Source organism: Pseudomonas sp. PS02303, assembly GCF_029959925.1.
GTDB classification, from domain to species: domain Bacteria; phylum Pseudomonadota; class Gammaproteobacteria; order Pseudomonadales; family Pseudomonadaceae; genus Aquipseudomonas; species Aquipseudomonas mandelii.
Window position 1 is genome coordinate 1 of the sequence record NZ_JASCOM010000083.1, and the last position, 23,410, is coordinate 23,410.

Sequence of the window (23,410 nt, forward strand, 5' to 3'; positions counted from 1 at the left end):
CGCGAAGGCGGTGTGTCAGAAACGATGATGTTGACTGACCCTCCGCTATCGCGAGCAGGCTCGCTCCCACAGGGGAAAATTGTGAGTTCAGATACTGATGCGTGACAATTTGATATCGGGTTCGTTACTGACGGTCAGCTGTTCAACGATCGCATCTTGCAAGCGGGTACACAGCAGCGGGTCGGACAATGGCTGGTTGTTCGCGTCGGTGATAAAGAACACGTCTTCCACGCGTTCGCCCAAGGTCGCAATCTTGGCGTTCTGCAGCGACAGGTCGAACTCGAGGAAGATCGTGCCGATCCGCGCCAGCAGACCCGGGCGGTCCGGAGCACTGAGTTCCAGCACCGTCACCGGACGCTGAGCGTCGTTGTGGATCGTCACCTGTGGTGCAAACGCGAAATGCTTGAGCTGACGCGGCACGCGGCGCTGGATGATGGTCGGGTAGTCGTCCGGGTTGCGCAGGGCTTCGGTCAGACCCTCGCGGATCTGTTTGACCCGCGCCGGGTTATCACCGATCGAGTCGCCGTCAGTGTCGAGCACGATATAGGTGTCGAGGGTGAACTGGCTGCTGGAGGTGATGACCCGGGCGTCGTGAATGTTCAGGTTGAGCTGGTCCATCGCGGCCACGGTCACGGCGAAGAAGTCATGCTGGTCAGGTGCGTAGATGAAGATCTGCGTACCCCCCTCGAATTCACGCTGGGTGGTTTCCTTGATCAGCACCAGCGGCCCGCCATCGGCCGGTTGCTGGAGGATCGCGTCACTGTGCCAGGCGACGTCGCCGGCGGTGTGACGCAGGAAGTAGTCATCGCCCAGTTGCGACCACAGCTGTTCGACATCGTCCGGGTCGGTACCGCCGCGCACCAGGATGTCCAGGGCGGCGCTCTGAGTCTGGCGGATCTGCATTTCGCGGTCCACCGGGTTTTCCAGGCCGCGTCGCAAGGCGCGCTTGGTCTCGGTGTAGAGCTGGCGCAAGAGGCTGGCGCGCCATGAGTTCCACAGGGTCGGGTTGGTGGCGTTGATGTCGGCAACGGTCAATACGTACAGGTAGTCGAGACGGGTTTCGTCACCGACGGCCTGGGCGAAATCGTGGATCACCTGCGGGTCGGACAAGTCCTTGCGCTGGGCGGTGGTCGACATCACCAGGTGGTTCTGCACCAGCCAGACGATCAGGCGAGTGTCCCATACCGGCAATTGGTGGCGCTGGCAAAAGGCTTCGGCATCCACCGCGCCGATTTCCGAGTGGTCGCCATGCCGGCCTTTGCCGATGTCGTGGTACAGGCCTGCCAGGTAAATCAGCTCGGGTTTGGGCAGCTTGGCCATGAGCTTGCTGGCCAGCGGGAATTTTTCCGATACCTGGGTGTACTGCAACTTGCGCAGGTGCTTGATCAGATTCAGGGTGTGGGCGTCGACCGTATAGATATGAAAGAGGTCGTGTTGCATCTGCCCGACAATGAAGCCGAACTCCGGCAGGTAACGCCCGAGGATGCCGTAGCGGTTCATCCGGCGCAGGTTGCGGTGGATACCGATCTTGCACTTGAACAGCTCGATGAACAGGCTGGTGTTGCGAATGTCGTTGCGGAAATCGTCGTCGATCAGGTGACGGTGCTCGCGCAGCAGACGAATGGTGTCGGCGCGCACGCCTTTGATTTCCGGTTGCTGGGCCATCAGCACGAAGATCTCGAGCATGGCGAACGGCGTGCGACGGAACACGTTGTCGTTGCGCGCTTCGATATAGCCATCGTGTAGCTGGAACCGCGAGTTGATCGGCTGCGGCGGCGCTTCGTCTTCCGGGGCGAGGATGACTTCTTCGAAGTGCTGAATGATCAGGTCGCTGAGCTGGGCGATGCTCATGACCACCCGGTAATACTGCTGCATGAAGTTTTCGATGGCTTGCTTGGCGTCATCGCCCTCGAAACCCAGTAGCCCGGCAATCGAGCGCTGGTGGTCGAACAGCAAGCGGTCTTCGGAACGACCGGCGAGCATGTGCAGCGCGTACCGGACCTTCCACAAAAACTCCTGGGACGAGGCGAGCAGGGCGTTTTCGCTTTCGACCAGAAAGCCTTCGCCGGCCAGTGCTCGCAGGTTCAGGGTGCCGTATTCGCGACGGGCCACCCACAGAATCGTCTGAATGTCCCGCAGGCCGCCGGGCGAACCTTTGACGTTGGGTTCCAGGTTGTATTCGGTGTCGTTGTATTTGTGGTGACGGGCCTTTTGCTCGGCACGCTTGGCCAGGAAGAACTCCTTGCTCGGCCACATGTGCGCGGTGCTGGTGACGTCAAGCATGCGCTGGCGCAAGCGCTCGGGACCGCAGATGGTGCGGCTTTCCATCAGGTTGGTGACCACCGTCAGGTCGGCGCGGGCTTCAATGGCGCATTCGTCCACCGAGCGAACGCTCTGGCCGACTTCCAGGCCGATGTCCCACAACAGCGTCAGAAAACGCTCGATGGAATCGCGGAAAACTTCGTGATCGGCGCTGTCCAGCAGGATCAGCAGGTCGATGTCGGAATAAGGGTGCAACTCACCGCGACCGTAGCCACCGACCGCGACCAGCGCGATGTCGGCGTCTTCGCTCCAGTTGAACTGCTCCCAGGCCTTTTGCAGGATGTTATCGACGAACCAGGCGCGATCCTCGATCAGCCGGCGAATGTCCCGGCCGCTGCGAAAGCGCTCGTCGAGCACCTCGCGGGCCTGGCGGATCGCCTTCTTGAAGGCCGCGATCGGGCTTGCCTTCAGGGCCAGTTCAGCCTGGAACTGGCCGCGGTCGAAGAGTTCGGGATCCACCTGCGGCATCGATTGGCTTTCCTATCTATCTATAAGGCTGGGAGCTGCCTGGGTTCGGATCAGGCCGAAACGCGCGGGATGGTGTCATCGGCGCGCAAGGTGAAGATCTCGTAACCGGTCTCGGTCACCAGCAGGGTGTGCTCCCACTGGGCCGACAACTTGCGGTCCTTGGTGATCGCGGTCCAGCCGTCGCCCAATACCTTGGTGTCAGCCTTGCCCTGGTTAATCATCGGCTCGATGGTGAAGGTCATGCCCGCTTTCAGCTCCATGCCGGTGCCAGCGCGGCCGTAATGCAGGATTTGCGGCTCTTCGTGAAACACCTTGCCGATGCCATGGCCGCAAAACTCGCGAACCACCGAGAAACCGTTCTTTTCAGCGTGTTTCTGGATGATTTCACCGATGTCGCCCAGGCGGCAGCCGGGTTTGACGATCTCGATGGCCTTGTACATGCATTCCTGAGTCACTTGCGACAGGCGCTCGGCCCAGACCGGCACGCTGCCGACGTGGAACATGCGGCTGGTGTCGCCGTGGAAACCGTCCTTGATGACGGTGACGTCGATGTTCAGGGTGTCGCCATCCTTCAGCGGCTTCTCGTTCGGGATGCCGTGGCAGACCACGTGGTTGATCGAGGTGCAGATCGACTTCGGGTAGCCTTTGTAGTTGAGCGGGGCAGGGATGGCTTTCTGCTCGTTGACGATGTAGTCGTGGCAGATGCGGTCCAGCTCTTCGGTGGTGATCCCCGGCTTGACATGTTCGGCAATCATTTCCAGCACATCGGCGGCCAGTTTGCCGGCGACACGCATCTTTGCGATGTCCTCGGGGGTTTTGAGGGTGACGGTCATACAGGCTCTCTCTGCGCTCAATGGCGCTTGCTAAAACGAAATGGGCATTGCGCGTTCGATCTTCGCGGCCCTGAAAAACGCAATTCTAACAGACGATCAGCGCAAATCTGAGCCTCTGTGCATCGCTTCTCTCTATAGATTGGCGCATTCTTGGGCGATTCCAAGTGCGCGGTTGAAGTCACGCATCAGGAATTGAGAATCCGGGTTCCGTTTTTTGCATCCCTGTGATATAAAATGCGCCGCTTTCCGGGGATACCCCGAAAGGCTTAAATCCACACACGTGTCGACACGATGACCTGGGTGCCTTCAGCTGATGCTGCTGGTTGGTCATTGGGATACGTGGAGGCCAAACCCGACTTATTAAGGAACTATCATGTCCCAAGTCAACATGCGCGATATGCTGAAGGCCGGTGTGCACTTCGGTCACCAGACCCGTTACTGGAACCCGAAAATGGGTAAGTACATTTTCGGCGCGCGTAACAAGATTCACATTATCAACCTTGAAAAAACCCTGCCAATGTTCAACGAAGCTCTGACTTTCGTAGAGCGTCTGGCCCAGGGCAAAAACAAGATCCTGTTCGTCGGCACCAAGCGTTCCGCTGGCAAGATCGTTGCTGAAGAAGCAGCACGTTGCGGTTCGCCGTACGTCGATCACCGCTGGTTGGGCGGCATGCTGACCAACTTCAAAACCATCCGTGCTTCCATCAAGCGTCTGCGTGACCTTGAAGTGCAAGCCGAAGACGGTACTTTCGCCAAGCTGACCAAGAAAGAAGCGCTGATGCGCACTCGCGATCTTGAGAAGCTCGATCGTTCCCTGGGTGGTATCAAGGACATGGGCGGTCTGCCAGACGCTCTGTTCGTTATCGACGTTGATCACGAGCGCATCGCGATCACCGAAGCCAACAAGCTGGGCATCCCGGTTATCGGCGTAGTCGATACCAACAGCAGCCCGGAAGGCGTTGACTACATCATCCCAGGCAACGATGACGCAATCCGCGCTATCCAGTTGTACATGGGTTCGATGGCTGACGCAGTCATCCGCGGTCGCAACCACGTTGCTGGCGGCACCGAGCAGTTCGTTGAAGAAGCTCCGGCGGCTGCAGCTGAGTAATTGACGCCCTGGCGTTGACTCAGTAAGCAAAAAGGGGGCTTGGCCCCCTTTTTGCCACCTCGAAAACCGTTTGTGGGCAGCGCAGCTACAGCCTTTGTAACGTGCAGCCGCTAACAAATGGGGTCGGGAAGAATTGATCGCCCGTTTGATCGGGTGGAATGGTTGAAAACCTATCCAAGAGGATTTTGAAATGGCAGAGATTACTGCAGCGTTGGTTAAAGAACTGCGTGAGCGTACCGGCGAAGGCATGATGGATTGCAAAAAGGCCTTGACCAAGGCCGGCGGCGACATCGAAAAAGCCATTGATGACATGCGTGCTTCCGGCGCCATCAAGGCTGCCAAGAAAGCAGGCAACGTAGCTGCTGAAGGCGCTATCGCTCTTAAAGAAGACGGTAAAACCGCCGTTCTGTTGGAAGTTAACTCGCAGACTGACTTCCTGGCCCTGCAAGACGACTTCAAGGCATTTGTTGCTTCCAGCGTTGAAAAAGCGTTCGCTGACAAGCTGACTGATGTCGCTCCGCTGATCGAAGCTCAAGAAGCCGATCGCCTGGTTCTGGTCGGCAAGGTTGGCGAAAACGTCAACATCCGTCGCCTGGCTCGCGTTGAAGGTGATGTTGTTGGTGGTTACCTGCACGGCAACAAGATCGGTGTTGCGGTTGTTCTCAAAGGCGGCACCGTTGAGCTGGCCAAAGACATCGCCATGCACGTAGCGGCCACCAACCCTGAATTCCTGCTGCCATCGGAAGTTTCCGCTGAAGCGGTCGAGCGCGAAAAAGGCGTTTTCCTGACTCTCAACGCTGACAAGATCGCTGGCAAGCCAGAAAACATCGTTGAAAACATGGTCAAAGGCCGTATCAGCAAGTTCCTGGCTGAAGCGAGCCTGGTTGAGCAGGCGTTCGTCAAGAACCCTGAAATCAAGGTCGGCGAACTGGCCAAGAAAGCCGGTGCTGAAATCGTTTCTTTCACCTACTTCAAAGTAGGCGAAGGCATCGAGAAGCCGGTCGACAACTTCGCTGAAGAAGTTGCTGCCCAGCTGGCTGCCGCCAAGCAATAAGACGGTTTTTAACTGTCGCCCTGAAGAGGCTGCCCGCTTACGCGCGCAGCCTCTTTTCAGATGGGGCACCAATTTTTATTGGTTTCCCTTTGGAACTGGCTTACAAAGCCATGTTCCGATGGCGCTGAAGTAGCGCCAAGCTAGAGTGAACGCCAGCTGTAAACAGCTCGCAAAGAATTTTTAAAAATACGCCGCAGGAGAGATTCGCAATGGCTCAGCAGGGCAGTGGTTATCAGGCTCGCTATAAACGCATTCTACTCAAGCTTAGCGGCGAGGCCCTGATGGGCTCGGAAGAGTTCGGGATCGATCCGAAAGTTCTGGATCGCATGGCGCTTGAAGTCGGCCAACTGGTCGGCATCGGTGTTCAGGTCGGTCTGGTGATCGGCGGTGGCAACCTGTTCCGCGGTGCAGCGCTGAGCGCGGCCGGCATGGATCGGGTAACGGGCGACCACATGGGCATGCTGGCCACTGTGATGAACGCCTTGGCCATGCGCGATGCGCTGGAACGTGCCAATATCTCGGCCATCGTGATGTCGGCCATTTCCATGGTAGGCGTGACTGATCACTACGATCGTCGCAAAGCCATGCGTCACCTGAACGCCAAGGAAGTGGTGATTTTCGCCGCCGGTACCGGGAATCCGTTCTTCACTACGGATTCGGCAGCCTGCTTGCGAGCAATCGAAATCGACGCCGATGTCGTGCTCAAGGCGACCAAGGTCGATGGCGTCTACACCGCTGACCCATTCAAAGACCCGCATGCCGAGAAGTTCGATCATCTGACTTACGATGAAGTGCTGGATCGCAAGCTGGGCGTGATGGATTTGACGGCCATTTGCCTGTGCCGCGACCACAAGATGCCGTTGCGCGTCTTTAACATGAACAAGCCCGGCGCCCTGCTGAACATCGTGCATGGCGGCGCTGAAGGGACCCTGATCGAGGAAGGCCAACAATGATCAATGAAATCAAGAAAGACGCTCAAGAGCGCATGAAAAAATCCGTGGAATCGCTGCTGCACAACTTCGGCCGTATTCGTACCGGCCAGGCGCACCCAAGCATTCTTGAAGGCGTGATGGTGCCGTATTACGGTTCCGACACCCCGATCAAGCAGGTGGCGAACATCACCGTCAAAGACGCCCGTACCCTGCAAGTCGTGGCCTTTGAGCGCAACATGCTGGGTGCCGTCGACAAGGCCATCGGTAGTGCGGGTCTGAACCTCAACCCGACCAACCTGGGCGAGTTGTTGCTGATCTCCATGCCGGCCCTGACTGAAGAAACCCGCAAGGGCTTCACCAAGCAGGCTCGTGACGTCGCTGAAGATGCCCGTGTTGCCGTGCGCAACATCCGTCGCGATGCCAACAGCTCGCTGAAGGATCTGGTCAAGGAAAAAGAAATCAGCGAAGACGAAGAGCGTCGCGCCACTGGCGAGATCGACGATTTGACCAAGAAGTATGTGGCTGAAATCGACGCACATCTGGCACAGAAAGAAAAAGACCTGATGGCCGTATAAGGGTCGCGTTTTCATGGAAAAGACTAAGCAGACTGCGCCGTCCGCGGTGCCGCGCCATGTCGCGATCATCATGGATGGTAATAATCGCTGGGCGAAAAAACGCTTTATGCCGGGTGTCGCCGGGCATAAAGCGGGCGTGGATGCAGTTCGCGCAGTGATTGAGGTGTGTGCCGAGGCCGGGGTCGAGGTATTGACCCTGTTCGCCTTCTCCAGTGAGAACTGGCAGCGCCCGGCCGATGAAGTCAGTGCCTTGATGGATCTGTTCTTCAAGGCGTTGCGTCGCGAGGCCAAGCGCCTCAATGACAACAACATCAGTCTGCGCATCATCGGTGATCGTTCGCGCTTTCATCCCGAGCTTCAAGTGGCCATGCGTGAAGCCGAGGCGATGACTGCTGGTGCCAACCGCTTTGTCCTGCAGATTGCCGCCAACTACGGCGGCCAATGGGACATCGCGCAAGCCGCGCAGCGTCTGGCGCGGGAGGTTCAGGCCGGGCACCTGCGTCCGGAGGACATCACTCCGGAGCTGTTGCAGACCTGTCTGGCCACCGGCGATCTGCCGTTGCCAGACTTGTGCATCCGCACCGGTGGCGAGCACCGCATCAGTAACTTCCTGCTCTGGCAACTGGCTTATGCCGAGTTGTACTTCTCCGACCTGTTCTGGCCGGACTTCAAACACGACGCCATGCGTAACGCGCTGGCCGATTTCGCTTCTCGCCAGCGTCGCTTCGGTAAAACGAGCGAGCAGGTCGAGGCTGGAGCCCGGGTTTAATGCTCAAACAACGAATCATCACCGCGCTGATCCTGCTGCCGATCGCTTTGTGCGGGTTTTTCCTGCTCGAAGGCACAGGCTTTGCGCTGTTCATCGGGCTGGTCGTGACCCTCGGCGCGTGGGAATGGGCTCGCCTGGCAGGCTTCAACGCCCAGCCGATTCGCGTGGCCTACGCGGTTGTGGTCGCCTTGATGTTATTTGTCATGCACATCCTGCCGGGGCTCGCGCCCTGGGTATTGGGCGCTTCGGTGCTCTGGTGGGCTGTGGCGACGTATCTGGTGCTGACATACCCGCGTTCCAGCGAGCACTGGTCCAGCGCCGCCTGCAAGCTGGTGATCGGTTTGCTGATCCTGCTGCCGGCGTGGCAGGGTCTGGTCCAGATCAAGCAGCAACCTTTGGGTAACTGGTTGATCATGGCGGTGATGGTCCTGGTCTGGGGTGCCGATATCGGCGCGTATTTTTCCGGCCGGGCCTTTGGCAAGCGCAAGCTGGCGCCGCAGGTCAGTCCTGGCAAGAGCTGGGAAGGTGTGTACGGCGGCTTGCTGTTGAGTCTGGTGATCACGGCGATCGTTGGTTTTGTGCGCGACTGGAGTTTCGTGCAAATGCTGATGGGCCTGATCGGTGCGGCAGTGATCGTTTTCATCTCGGTCGTGGGCGACCTCACCGAGAGCATGTTCAAGCGTCAATCGGGGATCAAGGACAGCAGTAACTTGCTGCCGGGCCACGGCGGGGTGCTGGATCGCATCGACAGCCTGACGGCCGCGATCCCGGTCTTTGCCGTGTTGTTGTGGATGGCTGCACCGTGAGCCGCCCACAACAAATTACCGTTCTGGGGGCGACCGGTTCTATCGGTCTGAGCACCCTGGACGTGATCGCTCGCCATCCCGAGCGTTATCAGGTGTTCGCCTTGAGCGGTTTTACTCGCCTGAATGAGCTGCTGGCTTTGTGCGTACGTCATACGCCGCAGTTTGCCGTCGTGCCGGAAGCGGGCGCAGCCCGAGCCTTGCAGGTCGACTTGCGCGCCGCAGGCCTCTCGACCCGCGTGCTGGTTGGGGAGGAGGGGCTGTGTCAGGTGGCTTCCGACCCTGAGGTCGATGCGGTCATGGCGGCCATCGTCGGCGCGGCGGGCTTGCGTCCGACCCTGGCGGCAGTCGAGGCGGGCAAGAAGATTCTGCTGGCCAACAAAGAAGCGCTGGTCATGTCGGGTGCGCTGTTCATGCAGGCCGTGCGCAAAAGCGGTTCAGTGCTGCTGCCGATCGATAGCGAGCACAACGCGATTTTTCAATGCATGCCACAGGATTTCGCCCGCGGACTTGGCGCGGTGGGCGTGCGTCGGATTCTGCTGACTGCTTCTGGTGGTCCGTTCCGACAGACACCGATGGCCGAACTGGTGCATGTTTCCCCTGAGCAAGCGTGCGCTCATCCGAACTGGTCCATGGGGCGTAAGATTTCGGTTGATTCGGCCAGCATGATGAACAAAGGGCTCGAGTTGATCGAGGCCTGCTGGCTGTTCGACGCCAAGCCATCCCAGGTCGAAGTGGTGATTCATCCTCAGAGCGTGATTCATTCGCTGGTCGACTATATCGATGGCTCGGTACTGGCCCAGTTGGGCAATCCTGACATGCGCACGCCGATCGCCAACGCCCTGGCCTGGCCAGAGCGCATCGATTCTGGTGTGGCGCCACTGGATCTGTTTGCCATCGCGCGACTGGACTTCCAGGCGCCCGATGAAGAGCGTTTCCCTTGCCTGCGCCTTGCGCGTCAGGCTGCCGAAGCCGGCAATAGCGCGCCGGCCATGCTCAATGCGGCGAATGAAGTGGCTGTCGCGGCGTTTCTCGACGAGCGGGTTCGCTACCCGGAAATCGCGAGTATCATCGAGGAAGTGTTAAACCTTGAGCCGGTCGTTGCGGTGGATGATCTCGAGGCGGTGTTTATCGCCGACGCGAAAGCGCGGGTACTCGCCGAACAATGGTTGAGTCGTCACGGGCGGTAAGTGCCGCAATACGTTGACCCATGCGGCATTGGACAGGATTGCGGAGAAAGTAGATGAGCGCGCTCTATATGATTGTCGGCACCCTGGTTGCACTGGGCGTGCTGGTCACCTTCCACGAGTTTGGCCATTTCTGGGTCGCACGTCGCTGTGGGGTCAAAGTGCTGCGTTTCTCCGTAGGCTTCGGCATGCCGCTGCTGCGCTGGCACGACAAGAAAGGCACCGAGTTCGTGGTGGCTGCCATTCCGTTGGGCGGCTACGTGAAGATGCTCGACGAGCGCGAAGGTGATGTGCCAGCCGATCAGCTCGATCAATCCTTCAATCGCAAATCGGTCCGCCAGCGCATTGCTATCGTGGCTGCCGGACCGATCGCCAACTTTTTATTGGCAATGGTTTTTTTCTGGGTATTGGCCATGCTCGGCAGCGAGCAGGTGCGGCCGGTCATCGGTGCGGTCGAGTCCGGCAGTATCGCCGCCAAGGCCGGTCTGGGTGCTGGTCAGGAAATTATTGCCATCGATGGCGAGCCAACTTCTGGCTGGGCCGCAGTGAATCTGCAGCTGATCCGTCGTCTTGGCGAGAGCGGTTCTATTCAATTGCTGGTGCGTGAGCAGGGCTCCACGGCGGATTCACCCCGTGAGCTGATGCTGGATAAATGGCTCAAGGGGGCTGACGAACCGGATCCGATTCGTTCGCTGGGTATTCGCCCTTGGCGTCCGGCGTTGCCGCCCGTCCTGGCTGAACTTGATTCGAAAGGGCCGGCACAGGCAGCGGGCCTGAAGACCGGTGATCGGCTGTTGGCCCTTGATGGCAAGTCACTTGATGACTGGCAGCAGGTGGTCGACACGGTCCGTATGCATCCGGATACCAAAATCATGCTGCGCGTTGAGCGTGATGGTGCTCAAATCGACGTCCCTGTGACCTTGGCCGCTCGCGGCGAAAGCAAGGCGCCCACCGGTTATCTGGGCGCGGGGGTGAAAGCGGTTGATTGGCCACCAGAGATGATTCGCGAGGTCAGTTATGGCCCTGTGGCCGCAATTGGCGAGGGTGCACGACGCACCTGGACCATGAGCGTGCTGACCCTCGATTCGCTAAAGAAAATGTTGTTCGGCGAGCTCTCGGTAAAAAACTTGAGTGGACCGATAACCATTGCTAAAGTGGCGGGCGCTTCTGCCCAGTCGGGTGTCGCTGATTTCCTGAATTTCCTTGCTTATCTGAGTATTAGCCTGGGGGTTCTGAATTTGTTGCCCATTCCTGTACTGGATGGGGGACATTTGTTGTTTTATCTGATCGAGTGGGCGCGTGGTCGTCCCTTGTCGGATCGGGTGCAGGGTTGGGGGATACAGATCGGTATCAGTTTGGTGGTCGGGGTGATGTTGCTTGCTCTGGTCAATGATTTGGGCCGTCTGTAACACTTCGCTGAATTGCGAATCTGCCGCATTTTGCGGCAGTTTGTTTATTGCCAGTTGGAATAAGAAAGGACTTCATGAAACGTCTGCTGCTAACTGCGGTTCTCACCGTATTGATGATCGCCGAAGTTCACGCCGAGTCCTTCACTATCTCTGATATTCGCGTCAATGGCCTCCAGCGGGTCTCCGCGGGTAGCGTCTTTGGTGCTTTGCCGTTAAACGTCGGTGAACAGGCGGATGATCGTCGCCTGGTGGAATCCACTCGTGCGCTGTTCAAAACCGGGTTCTTTCAAGATATCCAGCTGGGCCGCGATGGCAACGTCCTTGTCATCACGGTAGTCGAGCGCCCGTCAGTCGCCAGTATCGAGATCGAAGGTAACAAGGCGATCTCTACTGAAGACCTGATGAAGGGACTCAAACAATCCGGTCTGGCCGAAGGCGAGATCTTCCAGCGTGCCACCCTCGAAGGTGTGCGTAACGAACTGCAGCGCCAATATGTCGCCCAGGGTCGCTACTCCGCCACCGTCGACACCGAAGTGGTGCCGCAGCCGCGTAACCGCGTCGGCCTGAAGGTCAACATCAACGAAGGCACCGTTGCGGCAATCCAGCACATCAACGTGGTGGGTAACACGGTCTTCCCTGACGAAGACCTGATCGACCTGTTTGAATTGAAGACTACCAACTGGCTGTCGTTCTTCAAGAACGATGACAAGTACGCCCGTGAAAAACTGTCCGGTGACCTGGAGCGTCTGCGCTCCTACTACCTGGACCGTGGCTATATCAACATGGATATCGCTTCGACCCAGGTGTCCATTACTCCAGACAAGAAACACGTCTACATCACCGTCAACGTCAACGAAGGCGAGAAGTACACCGTTCGTGACGTCAAGCTGAGCGGCGACCTGAAAGTCCCTGAGGACCAGGTCAAGTCCCTGCTGCTGGTTCAGAAAGGCCAGGTATTCTCGCGCAAGCTGATGACCACCACGTCCGAGCTGATCACACGTCGCCTGGGTAACGAGGGTTACACCTTCGCCAACGTCAGCGGCGTGCCTCAGCCGAACGATGAAGACCACACGGTCGACATCACTTTTGCCGTCGATCCGGGCAAGCGTGCTTACGTCAACCGCATCAACTTCCGTGGCAATACCAAGTCCGAAGACGAAGTGTTACGCCGTGAAATGCGTCAGATGGAGGGCGGCTGGGCTTCGACCTACCTGATCGACCAATCCAAGACCCGTCTTGAGCGTCTGGGCTTCTTTAAAGAAGTCAACGTCGAAACCCCGGCTGTACCGGGTGTCGACGACCAGGTTGACGTGAACTACAGCGTTGAAGAACAGGCTTCCGGTTCCATTACCGCCAGCGTCGGTTTCGCTCAGAGCGCCGGTCTGATCCTCGGTGGTTCGATCACCCAGAACAACTTCCTGGGTACCGGTAACAAGGTCAGCATCGGTTTGACCCGCAGTGAATACCAGAGCCGTTATAACTTCGGTTATGTCGACCCGTACTGGACTGCAGATGGCGTGAGCCTGGGCTACAACGCTTTCTATCGCACCACTGACTACAAAGACCTTGATGTCGACGTAGCCAGCTATGCCGTAGACAGCCTGGGTGCTGGCGTCAACGTCGGCTACCCGATCAGCGAGACGTCGCGACTGACCTTTGGCCTGAGCGCGCAACAGGACAAGATCAAGACCGGTCAGTACACCGTTGACGAGATTTTCGACTTCGTTAACCGTGAAGGCGACAGCTACCTGAACTTCAAAGCGTCGGCCGGGTGGTCCGAGTCGACTTTGAACAAAGGTGTGCTGGCGACCCGTGGCCATTCCCAGAGTCTGACTCTGGAAACCACGACGCCGGGTAGCGACCTGTCGTTCTTTAAACTGGATTACCGTGGTCAGCTGTTCCAGCCAATCACCGAAAACTACACCGTTCGTCTTCACACCGAACTGGGCTACGGCGACGGTTACGGTTCGACCGACGGCTTGCCGTTCTATGAAAACTACTATGCTGGTGGTTTCAACTCGGTTCGTGGCTTTAAGGACAGTACCCTGGGGCCGCGCAGTACACCTAGCCGTGGTCAGGCTGTAACGGGTAACGCCGGTACACTCGCCGACCCGGACCAGGATCCGCTGCCGTTCGGTGGTAACGTTCTGATCCAGGGTGGTGTCGAGTTGCTGTTCCCGTTGCCATTCGTCAAGGATCAGCGTTCCCTGCGTACTTCGGTATTCTGGGACGTGGGTAACGTATTCGATTCCAAGTGCGACAAAACGACAAACGCCAATGTCGGTTCGACCTCTCAAACAGAGTGCAACGACATCAGCTTGAGCAACGTTGCGAGCTCTGTCGGTGTGGGTGTGACCTGGGTCACCGCACTGGGTCCTCTGAGCTTCGCGTTGGCCATGCCGATCAAGAAACCGGATGACGCTGAGACTCAAGTGTTCCAATTCTCTCTCGGCCAGACGTTCTAAGCGTCTGCCCCAAAATAACGACAATGGATTTTGTAGGAGTACATCGTGCGTAAGTTGACTCAATTGGTTCTCCTGGCGACCGTACTGGTAGCAGGTCCGGCTTTTGCCGACATGAAAATCGCCGTTCTGAACTATCAGATGGCCCTGCTGGAATCCGACGCGGCCAAGAAATACGCCGTGGACGCCGAGAAAAAGTTTGGTCCGCAACTGTCCAAGCTCAAGACGCTGGAAAGCAGCGCCAAAGGCATCCAGGACCGTCTGATGGCTGGCGGCGACAAGATGCAGCAAGGCGAGCGTGAACGCCTTGAGCTCGAGTTCAAGCAAAAGGCCCGCGACTTCCAGTTCCAGTCCAAGGAGCTGAACGAAGCCAAAGCCGTTGCCGACCGTGAAATGCTGAAGCAGCTCAAGCCGAAACTGGACAGCGCTGTGGAAGAAGTCATCAAGAAAGGTGCTTTTGACCTGGTCTTCGAGCGTGGCGCAGTGATTGATGTCAAACCTCAGTACGACATCACTCGCCAGGTTATCGAGCGCATGAATCAGCTGAAGTAATCCATGACAGCGACTATAAAGCTCGGCCAGTTGGCCGAGTTCCTCGGCGCCACGCTACGTGGCGACCCGGAGAAAGAAATTACTGGGCTAGCCACTTTGCAAGAGGCTGGCCCAGCTCAGTTGAGCTTTCTCGCAAACCCCCAATACCGAAAATACCTGGCGGACTGCCGGGCTGCAGCGCTGTTGCTGAAGGCCGCTGACGCTGAAGGTTATGCCGGTAATGCGCTGGTGGTGCCTGATCCGTATCTGGCCTATGCGCGTATTTCCCATCTGTTCGATCCCAAGCCCAAGGCGCCGGCCGGTATTCATCCGACAGCGGTAGTGGCCGCGGACGCAGTGGTTGATCCGGCTGCGAGCATCGGTGCCTTTGCGGTGATCGAAAGCGGCGCGCGTATTGCTGCCGGTGTGACCGTGGGGGCGCATTGCTTCATCGGTGCCCGTAGCGAAATCGGCGAAGGCGGCTGGCTGGCCCCGCGGGTCACGCTGTACCACGACGTGCGCATCGGCAAGCGGGTAGTGATTCAGTCCGGTGCCGTGCTGGGTGGCGAAGGCTTCGGCTTTGCCAACGAGAAAGGTGTCTGGCAGAAAATCGCCCAGATCGGCGGTGTATTGGTCGGTGATGATGTGGAGATTGGCGTGAATACCGCTATCGATCGCGGTGCGCTGGCCGATACCGTACTGGGTAACGGTGTGAAGCTCGACAATCAGATTCAGATCGCCCACAACGTACAGGTTGGTGATCACACCGCCATGGCCGCGTGTGTGGGGATCTCCGGCAGCACCAAAATCGGCAAGCATTGCATGCTCGCCGGGGGCGTTGGGCTGGTGGGGCATATCGAAATTTGCGACAACGTTTTTATCACCGGGATGACCATGGTGACCCATTCGATTACCGAAAAGGGTTCCTATTCTTCCGGTACGGCGATGCAACCAGCCGCCGAATGGCGCAAAAGCGCGGCCCGTATCCGTCAGCTCGATGACATCGCGCGACGTCTGCGACAGCTGGAAAAGCGTGTAGGGGACGTGACCCCTGACGGTAATGCTTCATCAGATGGCTGATACCATTTCCATATCAAGTGTGCACAGCCGCTAGACTGCCTCCTTGATTTGCTAGAGGGGTGCGCGTCAGTCGCGCGCTCCCAATCTTTACATAGGCTTCCCCCCGAAATGATGGACATCAACGAGATTCGCGAATACCTGCCTCACCGTTACCCGTTCCTGCTGGTGGATCGGGTCGTGGATCTGGATGTGGAAGGCAAGCGCATTCGCGCCTACAAGAATGTCAGCATCAACGAACCGTTCTTCAATGGTCACTTCCCCGCGCATCCAATCATGCCGGGCGTACTGATCATCGAAGCGATGGCTCAGGCTGCCGGTATCCTTGGTTTCAAAATGCTCGACGTGAAGCCTGCCGACGGCACGCTCTACTACTTCGTCGGCTCCGACAAGCTGCGTTTTCGCCAGCCCGTCACTCCAGGCGATCAATTGATCCTCGAAGCCCGTTTCATCAGCTGCAAGCGTCAGATCTGGAAGTTCGAGTGCCAGGCTTCGGTCGATGGCAAGCCAGTCTGCTCCGCTGAAATCATCTGCGCGGAACGCAAACTATGAGTTTGATTGACCCTCGCGCAATCATCGATCCGACGGCCGTTCTGGCTGAAGGTGTCGAGGTCGGCCCATGGTCGATCGTCGGCGCAGGTGTGGAAATCGGCGAGGGGACAGTGATCGGGCCGCATGTGATTCTCAAGGGCCCGACCCGAATCGGTAAGCACAACCGCATCTACCAGTTTTCCTCGGTAGGTGAGGACACGCCCGATCTGAAATACAAAGGCGAAGAAACCCGCCTGGTCATCGGTGACCACAACATCATCCGTGAAGGCGTGACGATTCACCGTGGCACGGTTCAGGACCGTTCGGAAACGACCCTGGGCGATCACAACCTGATCATGGCCTATGCCCACATCGGCCACGACAGTGTCATCGGTAACCACTGCATCCTCGTCAACAACACTGCGTTGGCTGGCCATGTGCACGTTGAAGACTGGGCGATCCTGTCCGGCTTTACCCTGGTTCACCAGTATTGCCACATCGGCGCCCACAGCTTTTCCGGCATGGGTACCGCCATTGGCAAGGACGTTCCAGCCTACGTCACGGTGTTCGGCAACCCGGCCGAAGCCCGTAGCATGAACTTCGAAGGCATGCGCCGTCGTGGTTTCAGCGAAGACGCGATCCACGCCCTGCGTCGTGCCTATAAGGTGGTTTACCGCCAAGGCCTGACGGTTGAGCAGGCACTCACCGAGTTGGCCGAACCTTCGGACCAGTTCCCGGAAGTCGCGGTGTTCCGTGATTCCATCCAGTCTTCGACCCGCGGCATCACACGTTAATCATGGCTAATCTGCGTATTGCGCTGGTGGCGGGTGAGGCTTCCGGTGACATTCTGGGCGCGGGCATCATGCGCGCACTCAAGGCTCAGCATCCGGCAGTGGAGTTCATCGGTGTCGGTGGTCCGCTGATGCAGGCCGAAGGCCTGACTTCGTATTTCCCGATGGAACGTCTTTCGGTCATGGGCCTGGTGGAAGTGCTGGGTCGATTGCGTGAACTGATGGCTCGTCGCAAAAAGCTGATCGCCCACCTGATCGCCGAAAAGCCGGACGCATTTATCGGCATCGATGCCCCGGACTTCAACCTAACTATCGAACTCAAGCTGCGTCAGGCCGGGATCAAGACCGTGCATTACGTCAGCCCGTCGGTGTGGGCGTGGCGGCAGAAGCGGGTGCTGAAGATTCGCGAAGGCTGCGACCTGATGCTGACGCTGTTTCCATTCGAAGCGAAGTTCTACGAAGAAAAGGGCGTGCCGGTGCGGTTTGTCGGGCATTCCCTGGCTGATGCGATCCCGCTTGAAGCCGATCGCGCCGCCGCTCGGGCCGAACTCGGCTTGCCGGACGGACCGCTGGTTGCGTTGATGCCGGGCAGTCGTGGCGGCGAAGTCGGCCGTCTCGGTGCGTTGTTCCTCGATACCGCCCAACGCCTGCGGGCCTTGCGCCCCGGCGTTCGGTTCGTCATGCCTTGCGCCAGCCCGGAACGCCGCGCGCAGCTTGAAGAGTTGCTGGCCGGTCGCGATCTGCCGCTGACCCTGCTCGATGGCAAATCCCATCTGGCCCTTGCCGCCTGCGACGCCGTGTTGATTGCCTCCGGCACGGCGACCCTTGAAGCGCTGTTGTACAAGCGGCCGATGGTGGTCGCTTATCGCCTGGCGCCGCTGACGTTCTGGATTCTCAAGCGCATGGTGAAAAGCCCCTACATCTCGTTGCCGAACTTGCTGGCCCAACGCCTTTTGGTGCCCGAGTTGCTGCAAGACGACGCAACGGTCGAAGCCCTGGCCCAGACCTTGTCACCGTTGATCGAGGGTGGCGAAGAACAGACCCGTGGCTTCGACGAAATCCACCGGACCTTGCGTCTGGATGCCTCCAACCAGGCGGCAGATGCCGTGCTGAAACTGATTGGCCCAGTACAATGAGTAAAACAAGCATGCAAATGGGGCTGGATTTCACCTTGGTCGCTGAAGTGGAAGATCTGGTTGCCGGTGTCGACGAAGTCGGTCGCGGCCCGCTCTGCGGCGCCGTGGTCACGGCTGCGGTAATTCTCGATCCGAATCGGCCGATTCTTGGTCTGAACGACTCGAAGAAACTCACCGAAGCCCGCCGCGAAAAGCTCTACGACGAAATTTGCGAAAAAGCCCTGAGCTGGTGCATCGCCCGGGCCGAAGTTGAAGAAATCGATGAGCTGAATATTCTGCATGCCACCATGTTGGCCATGCAGCGCGCGATCGAAGGGCTGCACATCCAGCCGAAACTGGCGATGATCGACGGCAACCGCTGCCCGAAACTGTCCATGCGCGCCGAAGCGGTGGTGCAGGGCGACGGCAAGGTGCCGGCTATCGCTGCGGCGTCGATTCTGGCCAAGGTCAGCCGTGACCGTGAAATGGCCGCTTTCGAACTGATTTACCCGGGTTACGGGATCGGCGGCCACAAAGGCTACCCGACCCCCGTTCATCTGGAAGCTCTGGCCCGATTGGGGCCAACGCCGATTCACCGTCGTTCTTTCGCCCCGGTGCGCCTGGCTTACGAGGCTCGCGAAAACCTGATCGAGAGTTAGTCGCGAGGCTGATGTTTTACTCAAGGCCCGGTACAATCCGGGCCTTGTTGTCTTCACGTTTCTAGACAGGATCACTATGCCGGCTTCATTCGTTCATCTACGCCTGCACACTGAATATTCCCTGGTCGACGGTCTGGTGCGGATCAAACCGCTGGTCAAGACCCTGGTCGGCATGAACATGCCTGCCGTCGCGGTCACCGACCAGAACAACATGTGTTCCCTGGTCAAATTCTATAAAGCCGCCATGGGCGCAGGCATCAAGCCGATCTGCGGTGCCGACCTGTGGTTGTCGAACAAGGATCCGGACAACGCCCTGAGCCGGATCAGCCTGCTGGTGATGAACGCTGTCGGCTATCGCAACCTCACCGAACTGATTTCCCGCGGCTTCATCGACGGCCAGCGCAATGGCTCGGTCATCATCGAGCGCGAGTGGGTGGCCGAAGCCAGCGAAGGCTTGATCATGCTGTCGGCGGCCAAAGAGGGCGAGATCGGCCTGGCCATGCTCAGCGGCAATCCGGCAGAAGCGGAAAACCTCGCGCGCGAATGGATGGCCGTGTTCCCGGATCGTTTCTATCTGGAGATCCAGCGCACCAACCGCCCCAACGACGAAGAGCAGTTGCACGGCGCCGTGGCGCTGGCCGAGAAGATCGGTGCGCCGCTGGTCGCCACCAACGACGTGCGTTTCATCAAGCAGGAAGACTTTGCCGCTCACGAAACCCGCGTCTGCATCGGTGAGGGCCGCGCCCTCGACGATCCGCGGCGTTCGAAGAATTACAGCGATCAGCAATACCTCAAAAGCGCCGAGGAAATGGCCGAGCTGTTCAGCGACATTCCCGAAGCGCTGGCCAACACCGTCGAGATCGCCAAGCGCTGCAACATTGAAGTGAAGCTGGGCACTCACTTCCTGCCCAACTTCCCGATCCCTGATGGCATGACCATCGACGAGTATTTCCGCAAAGTTTCGTTCGATGGCTTGGAAGAGCGCCTCAGCGTTCTGCTGCCCCGAGACACCACCGAAGACTACGAAACCAAGCGTCAGGTCTACGTCGACCGGTTGAATTTCGAACTGGATATCATCATCCAGATGGGCTTCCCCGGTTACTTCCTGATCGTGATGGACTTCATCCAGTGGGCCAAGAGCAACGGCGTGCCGGTCGGGCCTGGCCGGGGGTCGGGTGCCGGGTCGCTGGTGGCCTATGTGCAGAAGATCACCGACCTCGATCCGCTGGAATATGACCTGCTGTTCGAACGTTTCCTTAACCCGGAACGGGTTTCCATGCCCGACTTCGACGTCGACTTCTGCATGGACGGTCGTGACCGTGTGATCGACTACGTGGCCGAGAAATACGGCCGTAATGCGGTGAGCCAGATCATCACCTTCGGTTCCATGGCCGCCAAGGCGGTGGTCCGAGACGTGGCGCGGGTGCAGGGCAAGTCCTACGGTCTGGCGGATCGTCTGTCGAAGATGATTCCGTTCGAAGTCGGCATGACCCTGGAAAAAGCCTACGAGCAGGAAGAAATCCTGCGCGACTTCATCAAGGTCGATGAAGAAGCCGCGGAAATCTGGGAAATGGCGCGCAAGCTTGAAGGCGTTGTGCGTAACGTCGGCAAGCACGCCGGTGGTGTGGTGATCGCGCCGACCAAGCTGACTGACTTCTCGCCAATCTATTGCGATGAGGCCGGCGACGGTCTGGTGACCCAGTTCGACAAGGACGACGTTGAAGCCGCCGGGCTGGTGAAGTTCGACTTCCTGGGCCTGCGGACCCTGACGGTCATCGACTGGGCACTGAAAACCATCAACCGCGACCGCGCCAAGGTCGATCAGCCGCCGCTGGATATCGCGTTCATCCCGCTGGATGACAAACCGACCTACCAGCTGCTGCAAAAAGCTGAAACCACCGCGGTGTTCCAGCTTGAGTCGCGCGGCATGAAAGAGCTGATCAAAAAGCTCAAGCCCGACTGCCTGGAAGACTTGATCGCACTGGTGGCCCTGTTCCGTCCGGGCCCTTTGCAATCGGGCATGGTGGACGACTTTATCAACCGTAAGCACGGTCGCGCCGAACTCGCGTACCCGCACTCGGACTACCAGTACGAAGGCCTCAAGCCCGTATTGGCACCGACTTACGGCATCATCCTGTATCAGGAACAGGTGATGCAGATTGCCCAGGTCATGGCCGGTTACACCCTTGGCGGCGCGGACATGCTGCGTCGGGCCATGGGTAAGAAAAAGCCGGAAGAAATGGCTAAGCAGCGCGGCGGTTTCATTGACGGTTGCAAGACCAACAATATCGACGCCGACCTGGCCGGTAACATTTTCGACCTGGTAGAAAAATTCGCCGGTTACGGCTTCAACAAATCCCACTCCGCCGCTTATGGCCTGGTTTCATACCAGACCGCTTGGCTGAAAACGCACTACCCGGCGCCGTTCATGGCCGCGGTACTGTCTGCGGATATGCACAACACCGACAAGGTCGTGACCTTGATCGAAGAAATTCGCACCATGAAGCTGCGTCTCGACGCGCCGGATGTGAATACTTCCGAGTTCAAGTTCACGGTGAATGACGAAGGCCGGATTATTTACGGCCTCGGTGCGATCAAGGGGGTGGGCGAAGGCCCGGTCGAGGCGATTACCGAGGCGCGTCAGGACGGTCCGTTCAAGGACCTGTTCGATTTCTGTGCCCGTGTCGACCTCAAGCGAATCAACAAGCGCACCCTGGACGGTTTGATCCGCAGCGGTGCACTGGATCGTCTGGGGCCTTATTTCCATGACGAGCAGAAAGCCTATCAGGCCAATATCGACCGTAACCGGGCGGTCTTGCTGAACGCCATGGAAGGGGCGATCAAGGCGGCCGAACAAACCGCGCGTACCCATGACAGCGGTCATGTCGACCTGTTTGGTGGTCTGTTCGTTGAAGAAGACGCCGACGTCTACGCCAATCACCGCAAAGCCAAGGAGCTGACCCTCAAGGAGCGCCTGAAAGGGGAGAAAGACACCCTCGGCCTGTACCTGACCGGTCACCCGATTGACGAGTACGAAGGCGAGATCCGCCGTTTTGCCCGTCAGCGCATCATCGACCTGAAGCCGGCTCGTGATACGCAAACCGTCGCCGGCATGATCATCGCCTTGCGGGTGATGAAGAACAAAAAGGGCGACAAGATGGGTTTCATCACCCTCGACGATCGCTCCGGGCGGATCGAGGCTTCGCTGTTTGCCGAAGCGTTCCACTCGGCGCAATCGCTGTTGCAGACCGATGCGATGGTGGTGGTCGAAGGCGAAGTCAGCAACGACGACTTCTCCGGTGGCCTGCGTCTGCGGGTCAAGCGGGTGATGAGCATGGAAGATGCGCGCACCAACCTCGCCGAAAGCCTGCGCCTGAAGCTGCAGACCAAGGATTTGAAGGGCGATCAGCTACGCTGGCTGGGTGAGTTGTTCAAGCGTCATCGCGGCGCGTGCCCGATCACCATGGAGTACACGAGCCCCGATGCGAAGGCCTTGCTGCAGTTTGGCGAGACCTGGCGGATCGATCCGGCGGATGCGTTGATTCAAGCCCTGCGTGACCAGTTCGGGCGAGACAACGTCTTCCTCCAATACCGTTGACGGTCGGGGCTGTCTGTAGGCTCCGATCTCGACCAGAATTTTTAATCTCGACCTGAACGCGCCTGTCCCTTAAGGTAGGGCGCGAATAGACAACCGGCCGGCCCAAGCTCTCTTGGACGTCGACCCAAGACGGACGCCTATGAACCCGAATTTTCTAGATTTCGAACAGCCGATCGCCGACCTGCAAGCCAAGATCGAAGAGTTGCGCTTGGTCGGTAACGACAATTCGCTGAATATCGGCGATGAGATCTCCCGCCTGCAGGACAAAAGCAGCACGCTGACCGAAGACATCTTCGGCAAGCTGACCAGCTGGCAGATCGCACGTCTCGCGCGTCACCCGAAACGTCCGTATACCCTGGACTACATCGAACACATCTTCACCGAGTTCGACGAACTGCACGGCGACCGTCACTTCTCCGACGACGCTGCGATCGTCGGCGGCATTGCCCGTCTGGACGATCAGCCAGTGATGATCATCGGCCACCAGAAAGGCCGTGAAGTGCGCGAGAAAGTCCGCCGCAACTTCGGTATGCCGCGTCCGGAAGGCTACCGCAAGGCGTGCCGCCTGATGGAAATGGCCGAACGTTTCAAAATGCCGATCCTGACCTTCATCGACACGCCGGGCGCTTACCCTGGCATCGATGCTGAGGAGCGTAACCAGAGCGAGGCGATTGCCTGGAACCTGCGCGTCATGGCCCGCCTGAAAACCCCAATCATCGCCACCGTGATCGGTGAAGGTGGTTCGGGTGGCGCGCTGGCGATCGGCGTCTGCGATCAACTGAACATGCTTCAGTACTCGACCTACGCGGTGATCTCGCCGGAAGGTTGCGCCTCGATTCTGTGGAAAACCGCCGAGAAAGCGCCGGACGCGGCTGAAGCCATGGGCATCACCGCCGAGCGCCTGAAAGGCCTGGGCATCGTCGACAAAGTGATCGGCGAGCCATTGGGCGGCGCTCACCGCGATCCGGCAGCGGCGGCGGCTTCGATCCGTGCCGAGCTGAGCTCGCAACTGGCGATGCTGAAGAAGTTCGATAACGAGGCGCTGCTGGCCCGTCGTTACGAGCGTCTGATGAGCTACGGTCTCTGATCTGACCGCGCTTCACCCATGTGGGAGCGAGCCTGCTCGCGAAAGCGGTATAACAGCCAACAGATAAGTTGAATGTTAAGCCGCCATCGCGAGCAG

Annotated in this window: 19 protein-coding genes; 17 read left to right on the plus strand and 2 right to left on the minus strand. The window is 58.5% G+C overall.

Annotation, left to right across the window (positions count from 1 at the left end; translation table 11 throughout):
- Window positions 1-87: 87 nt before the first annotated feature.
- Together QMX98_RS18305 and map are read right to left on the minus strand one after the other, a co-directional pair.
- Window positions 88-2,790 (minus strand): [protein-PII] uridylyltransferase, encoded by a 2,703-nt coding sequence (locus QMX98_RS18305; protein ID WP_282411187.1) that lies wholly within the window; start codon window positions 2,788-2,790, stop codon window positions 88-90.
- A 50-nt stretch (window positions 2,791-2,840) separates the two neighbouring features.
- Window positions 2,841-3,623 carry a type I methionyl aminopeptidase gene (gene map / locus QMX98_RS18310; RefSeq protein ID WP_010462836.1) on the minus strand — a complete coding sequence of 261 codons (783 nt, stop codon included), beginning with the start codon at window positions 3,621-3,623 and terminating at the stop codon, window positions 2,841-2,843.
- Window positions 3,624-3,996: 373 nt separating this feature from the next.
- Between map and rpsB the strand changes: the two genes are divergently transcribed.
- The 17 genes from rpsB (at window position 3,997) to QMX98_RS18395 (ending at window position 23,314) form a co-directional block, all read left to right on the plus strand.
- Window positions 3,997-4,734 carry a 30S ribosomal protein S2 gene (rpsB, locus tag QMX98_RS18315; RefSeq protein WP_007907989.1) on the plus strand — a complete coding sequence of 246 codons (738 nt, stop codon included), beginning with the start codon at window positions 3,997-3,999 and terminating at the stop codon, window positions 4,732-4,734.
- Window positions 4,735-4,924: 190 nt separating this feature from the next.
- Window positions 4,925-5,788 carry a translation elongation factor Ts gene (gene tsf / locus QMX98_RS18320; protein WP_010462832.1) on the plus strand — a complete coding sequence of 288 codons (864 nt, stop codon included), beginning with the start codon at window positions 4,925-4,927 and terminating at the stop codon, window positions 5,786-5,788.
- 209 nt (window positions 5,789-5,997) lie between these two features.
- On the plus strand, window positions 5,998-6,741 hold the full coding sequence (gene pyrH, locus QMX98_RS18325) for a UMP kinase (RefSeq protein WP_003172271.1): 744 nt from the start codon (window positions 5,998-6,000) through the stop codon (window positions 6,739-6,741).
- A complete protein-coding gene (gene frr, locus QMX98_RS18330; protein WP_010462824.1) occupies window positions 6,738-7,295 on the plus strand; it encodes a ribosome recycling factor in 558 nt (185 codons plus the stop codon). The genes pyrH and frr overlap by 4 nt, the downstream gene beginning before the upstream one ends.
- A 13-nt stretch (window positions 7,296-7,308) precedes the next feature.
- Entirely contained in the window at window positions 7,309-8,064 is a 756-nt protein-coding gene (uppS, locus tag QMX98_RS18335) for a polyprenyl diphosphate synthase (protein ID WP_010462822.1), read from the plus strand.
- Entirely contained in the window at window positions 8,064-8,870 is an 807-nt protein-coding gene (locus QMX98_RS18340) for a phosphatidate cytidylyltransferase (RefSeq protein WP_282411188.1), read from the plus strand. Before uppS ends, QMX98_RS18340 begins: the two co-directional genes overlap by 1 nt.
- Entirely contained in the window at window positions 8,867-10,057 is a 1,191-nt protein-coding gene (gene ispC / locus QMX98_RS18345) for a 1-deoxy-D-xylulose-5-phosphate reductoisomerase (protein WP_282411189.1), read from the plus strand. Before QMX98_RS18340 ends, ispC begins: the two co-directional genes overlap by 4 nt.
- Before the next feature lie 53 nt (window positions 10,058-10,110).
- Window positions 10,111-11,463, plus strand: a complete 1,353-nt coding sequence (rseP, locus tag QMX98_RS18350; protein ID WP_102595522.1) for a sigma E protease regulator RseP — start codon at window positions 10,111-10,113, stop codon at window positions 11,461-11,463.
- Window positions 11,464-11,537: 74 nt separating this feature from the next.
- Entirely contained in the window at window positions 11,538-13,928 is a 2,391-nt protein-coding gene (gene bamA, locus QMX98_RS18355; protein ID WP_010462814.1) for an outer membrane protein assembly factor BamA, read from the plus strand.
- Window positions 13,929-13,973: 45 nt separating this feature from the next.
- The gene (locus QMX98_RS18360; RefSeq protein WP_010462812.1) at window positions 13,974-14,477 is read left to right on the plus strand and encodes an OmpH family outer membrane protein; all 504 of its coding nucleotides are present in this window, start codon (window positions 13,974-13,976) and stop codon (window positions 14,475-14,477) included.
- Window positions 14,478-14,480: 3 nt separating this feature from the next.
- On the plus strand, window positions 14,481-15,536 hold the full coding sequence (gene lpxD / locus QMX98_RS18365) for a UDP-3-O-(3-hydroxymyristoyl)glucosamine N-acyltransferase (RefSeq protein ID WP_077748330.1): 1,056 nt from the start codon (window positions 14,481-14,483) through the stop codon (window positions 15,534-15,536).
- Window positions 15,537-15,644: 108 nt separating this feature from the next.
- On the plus strand, window positions 15,645-16,085 hold the full coding sequence (gene fabZ / locus QMX98_RS18370; protein WP_008154051.1) for a 3-hydroxyacyl-ACP dehydratase FabZ: 441 nt from the start codon (window positions 15,645-15,647) through the stop codon (window positions 16,083-16,085).
- A complete protein-coding gene (gene lpxA, locus QMX98_RS18375; protein ID WP_010462807.1) occupies window positions 16,082-16,858 on the plus strand; it encodes an acyl-ACP--UDP-N-acetylglucosamine O-acyltransferase in 777 nt (258 codons plus the stop codon). Before fabZ ends, lpxA begins: the two co-directional genes overlap by 4 nt.
- Window positions 16,859-16,860: 2 nt before the next feature.
- Window positions 16,861-17,991, plus strand: a complete 1,131-nt coding sequence (lpxB, locus tag QMX98_RS18380; RefSeq protein ID WP_145307565.1) for a lipid-A-disaccharide synthase — start codon at window positions 16,861-16,863, stop codon at window positions 17,989-17,991.
- Between the two features lie 11 nt (window positions 17,992-18,002).
- Window positions 18,003-18,629 carry a ribonuclease HII gene (rnhB, locus tag QMX98_RS18385; RefSeq protein ID WP_010462803.1) on the plus strand — a complete coding sequence of 209 codons (627 nt, stop codon included), beginning with the start codon at window positions 18,003-18,005 and terminating at the stop codon, window positions 18,627-18,629.
- Between the two features lie 76 nt (window positions 18,630-18,705).
- Entirely contained in the window at window positions 18,706-22,227 is a 3,522-nt protein-coding gene (gene dnaE / locus QMX98_RS18390) for a DNA polymerase III subunit alpha (RefSeq protein ID WP_010462801.1), read from the plus strand.
- 139 nt (window positions 22,228-22,366) lie between these two features.
- Window positions 22,367-23,314 (plus strand): acetyl-CoA carboxylase carboxyltransferase subunit alpha, encoded by a 948-nt coding sequence (locus QMX98_RS18395; RefSeq protein ID WP_010462799.1) that lies wholly within the window; start codon window positions 22,367-22,369, stop codon window positions 23,312-23,314.
- Window positions 23,315-23,410 lie beyond the last annotated feature (96 nt).

Excerpts from the sequence above, each read along its gene's own strand:
- fabZ (WP_008154051.1), top strand. The coding sequence starts at position 15,645 with ATGATGGACATCAACGAGATTCGCGAATACCTGCCTCACCGTTACCCG.
- QMX98_RS18395 (WP_010462799.1), top strand. The coding sequence starts at position 22,367 with ATGAACCCGAATTTTCTAGATTTCGAACAGCCGATCGCCGACCTGCAA.
- tsf (WP_010462832.1), top strand. The coding sequence starts at position 4,925 with ATGGCAGAGATTACTGCAGCGTTGGTTAAAGAACTGCGTGAGCGTACC.
- pyrH (WP_003172271.1), top strand. The coding sequence starts at position 5,998 with ATGGCTCAGCAGGGCAGTGGTTATCAGGCTCGCTATAAACGCATTCTA.
- lpxD (WP_077748330.1), top strand. The coding sequence starts at position 14,481 with ATGACAGCGACTATAAAGCTCGGCCAGTTGGCCGAGTTCCTCGGCGCC.
- rseP (WP_102595522.1), top strand. The coding sequence starts at position 10,111 with ATGAGCGCGCTCTATATGATTGTCGGCACCCTGGTTGCACTGGGCGTG.
- frr (WP_010462824.1), top strand. The coding sequence starts at position 6,738 with ATGATCAATGAAATCAAGAAAGACGCTCAAGAGCGCATGAAAAAATCC.
- lpxB (WP_145307565.1), top strand. The coding sequence starts at position 16,861 with ATGGCTAATCTGCGTATTGCGCTGGTGGCGGGTGAGGCTTCCGGTGAC.
- rnhB (WP_010462803.1), top strand. The coding sequence starts at position 18,003 with ATGCAAATGGGGCTGGATTTCACCTTGGTCGCTGAAGTGGAAGATCTG.
- bamA (WP_010462814.1), top strand. The coding sequence starts at position 11,538 with ATGAAACGTCTGCTGCTAACTGCGGTTCTCACCGTATTGATGATCGCC.
- uppS (WP_010462822.1), top strand. The coding sequence starts at position 7,309 with ATGGAAAAGACTAAGCAGACTGCGCCGTCCGCGGTGCCGCGCCATGTC.
- lpxA (WP_010462807.1), top strand. The coding sequence starts at position 16,082 with ATGAGTTTGATTGACCCTCGCGCAATCATCGATCCGACGGCCGTTCTG.
- QMX98_RS18340 (WP_282411188.1), top strand. The coding sequence starts at position 8,064 with ATGCTCAAACAACGAATCATCACCGCGCTGATCCTGCTGCCGATCGCT.
- rpsB (WP_007907989.1), top strand. The coding sequence starts at position 3,997 with ATGTCCCAAGTCAACATGCGCGATATGCTGAAGGCCGGTGTGCACTTC.
- map (WP_010462836.1), bottom strand. The coding sequence starts at position 3,623 with ATGACCGTCACCCTCAAAACCCCCGAGGACATCGCAAAGATGCGTGTC.
- QMX98_RS18305 (WP_282411187.1), bottom strand. The coding sequence starts at position 2,790 with ATGCCGCAGGTGGATCCCGAACTCTTCGACCGCGGCCAGTTCCAGGCT.
- dnaE (WP_010462801.1), top strand. The coding sequence starts at position 18,706 with ATGCCGGCTTCATTCGTTCATCTACGCCTGCACACTGAATATTCCCTG.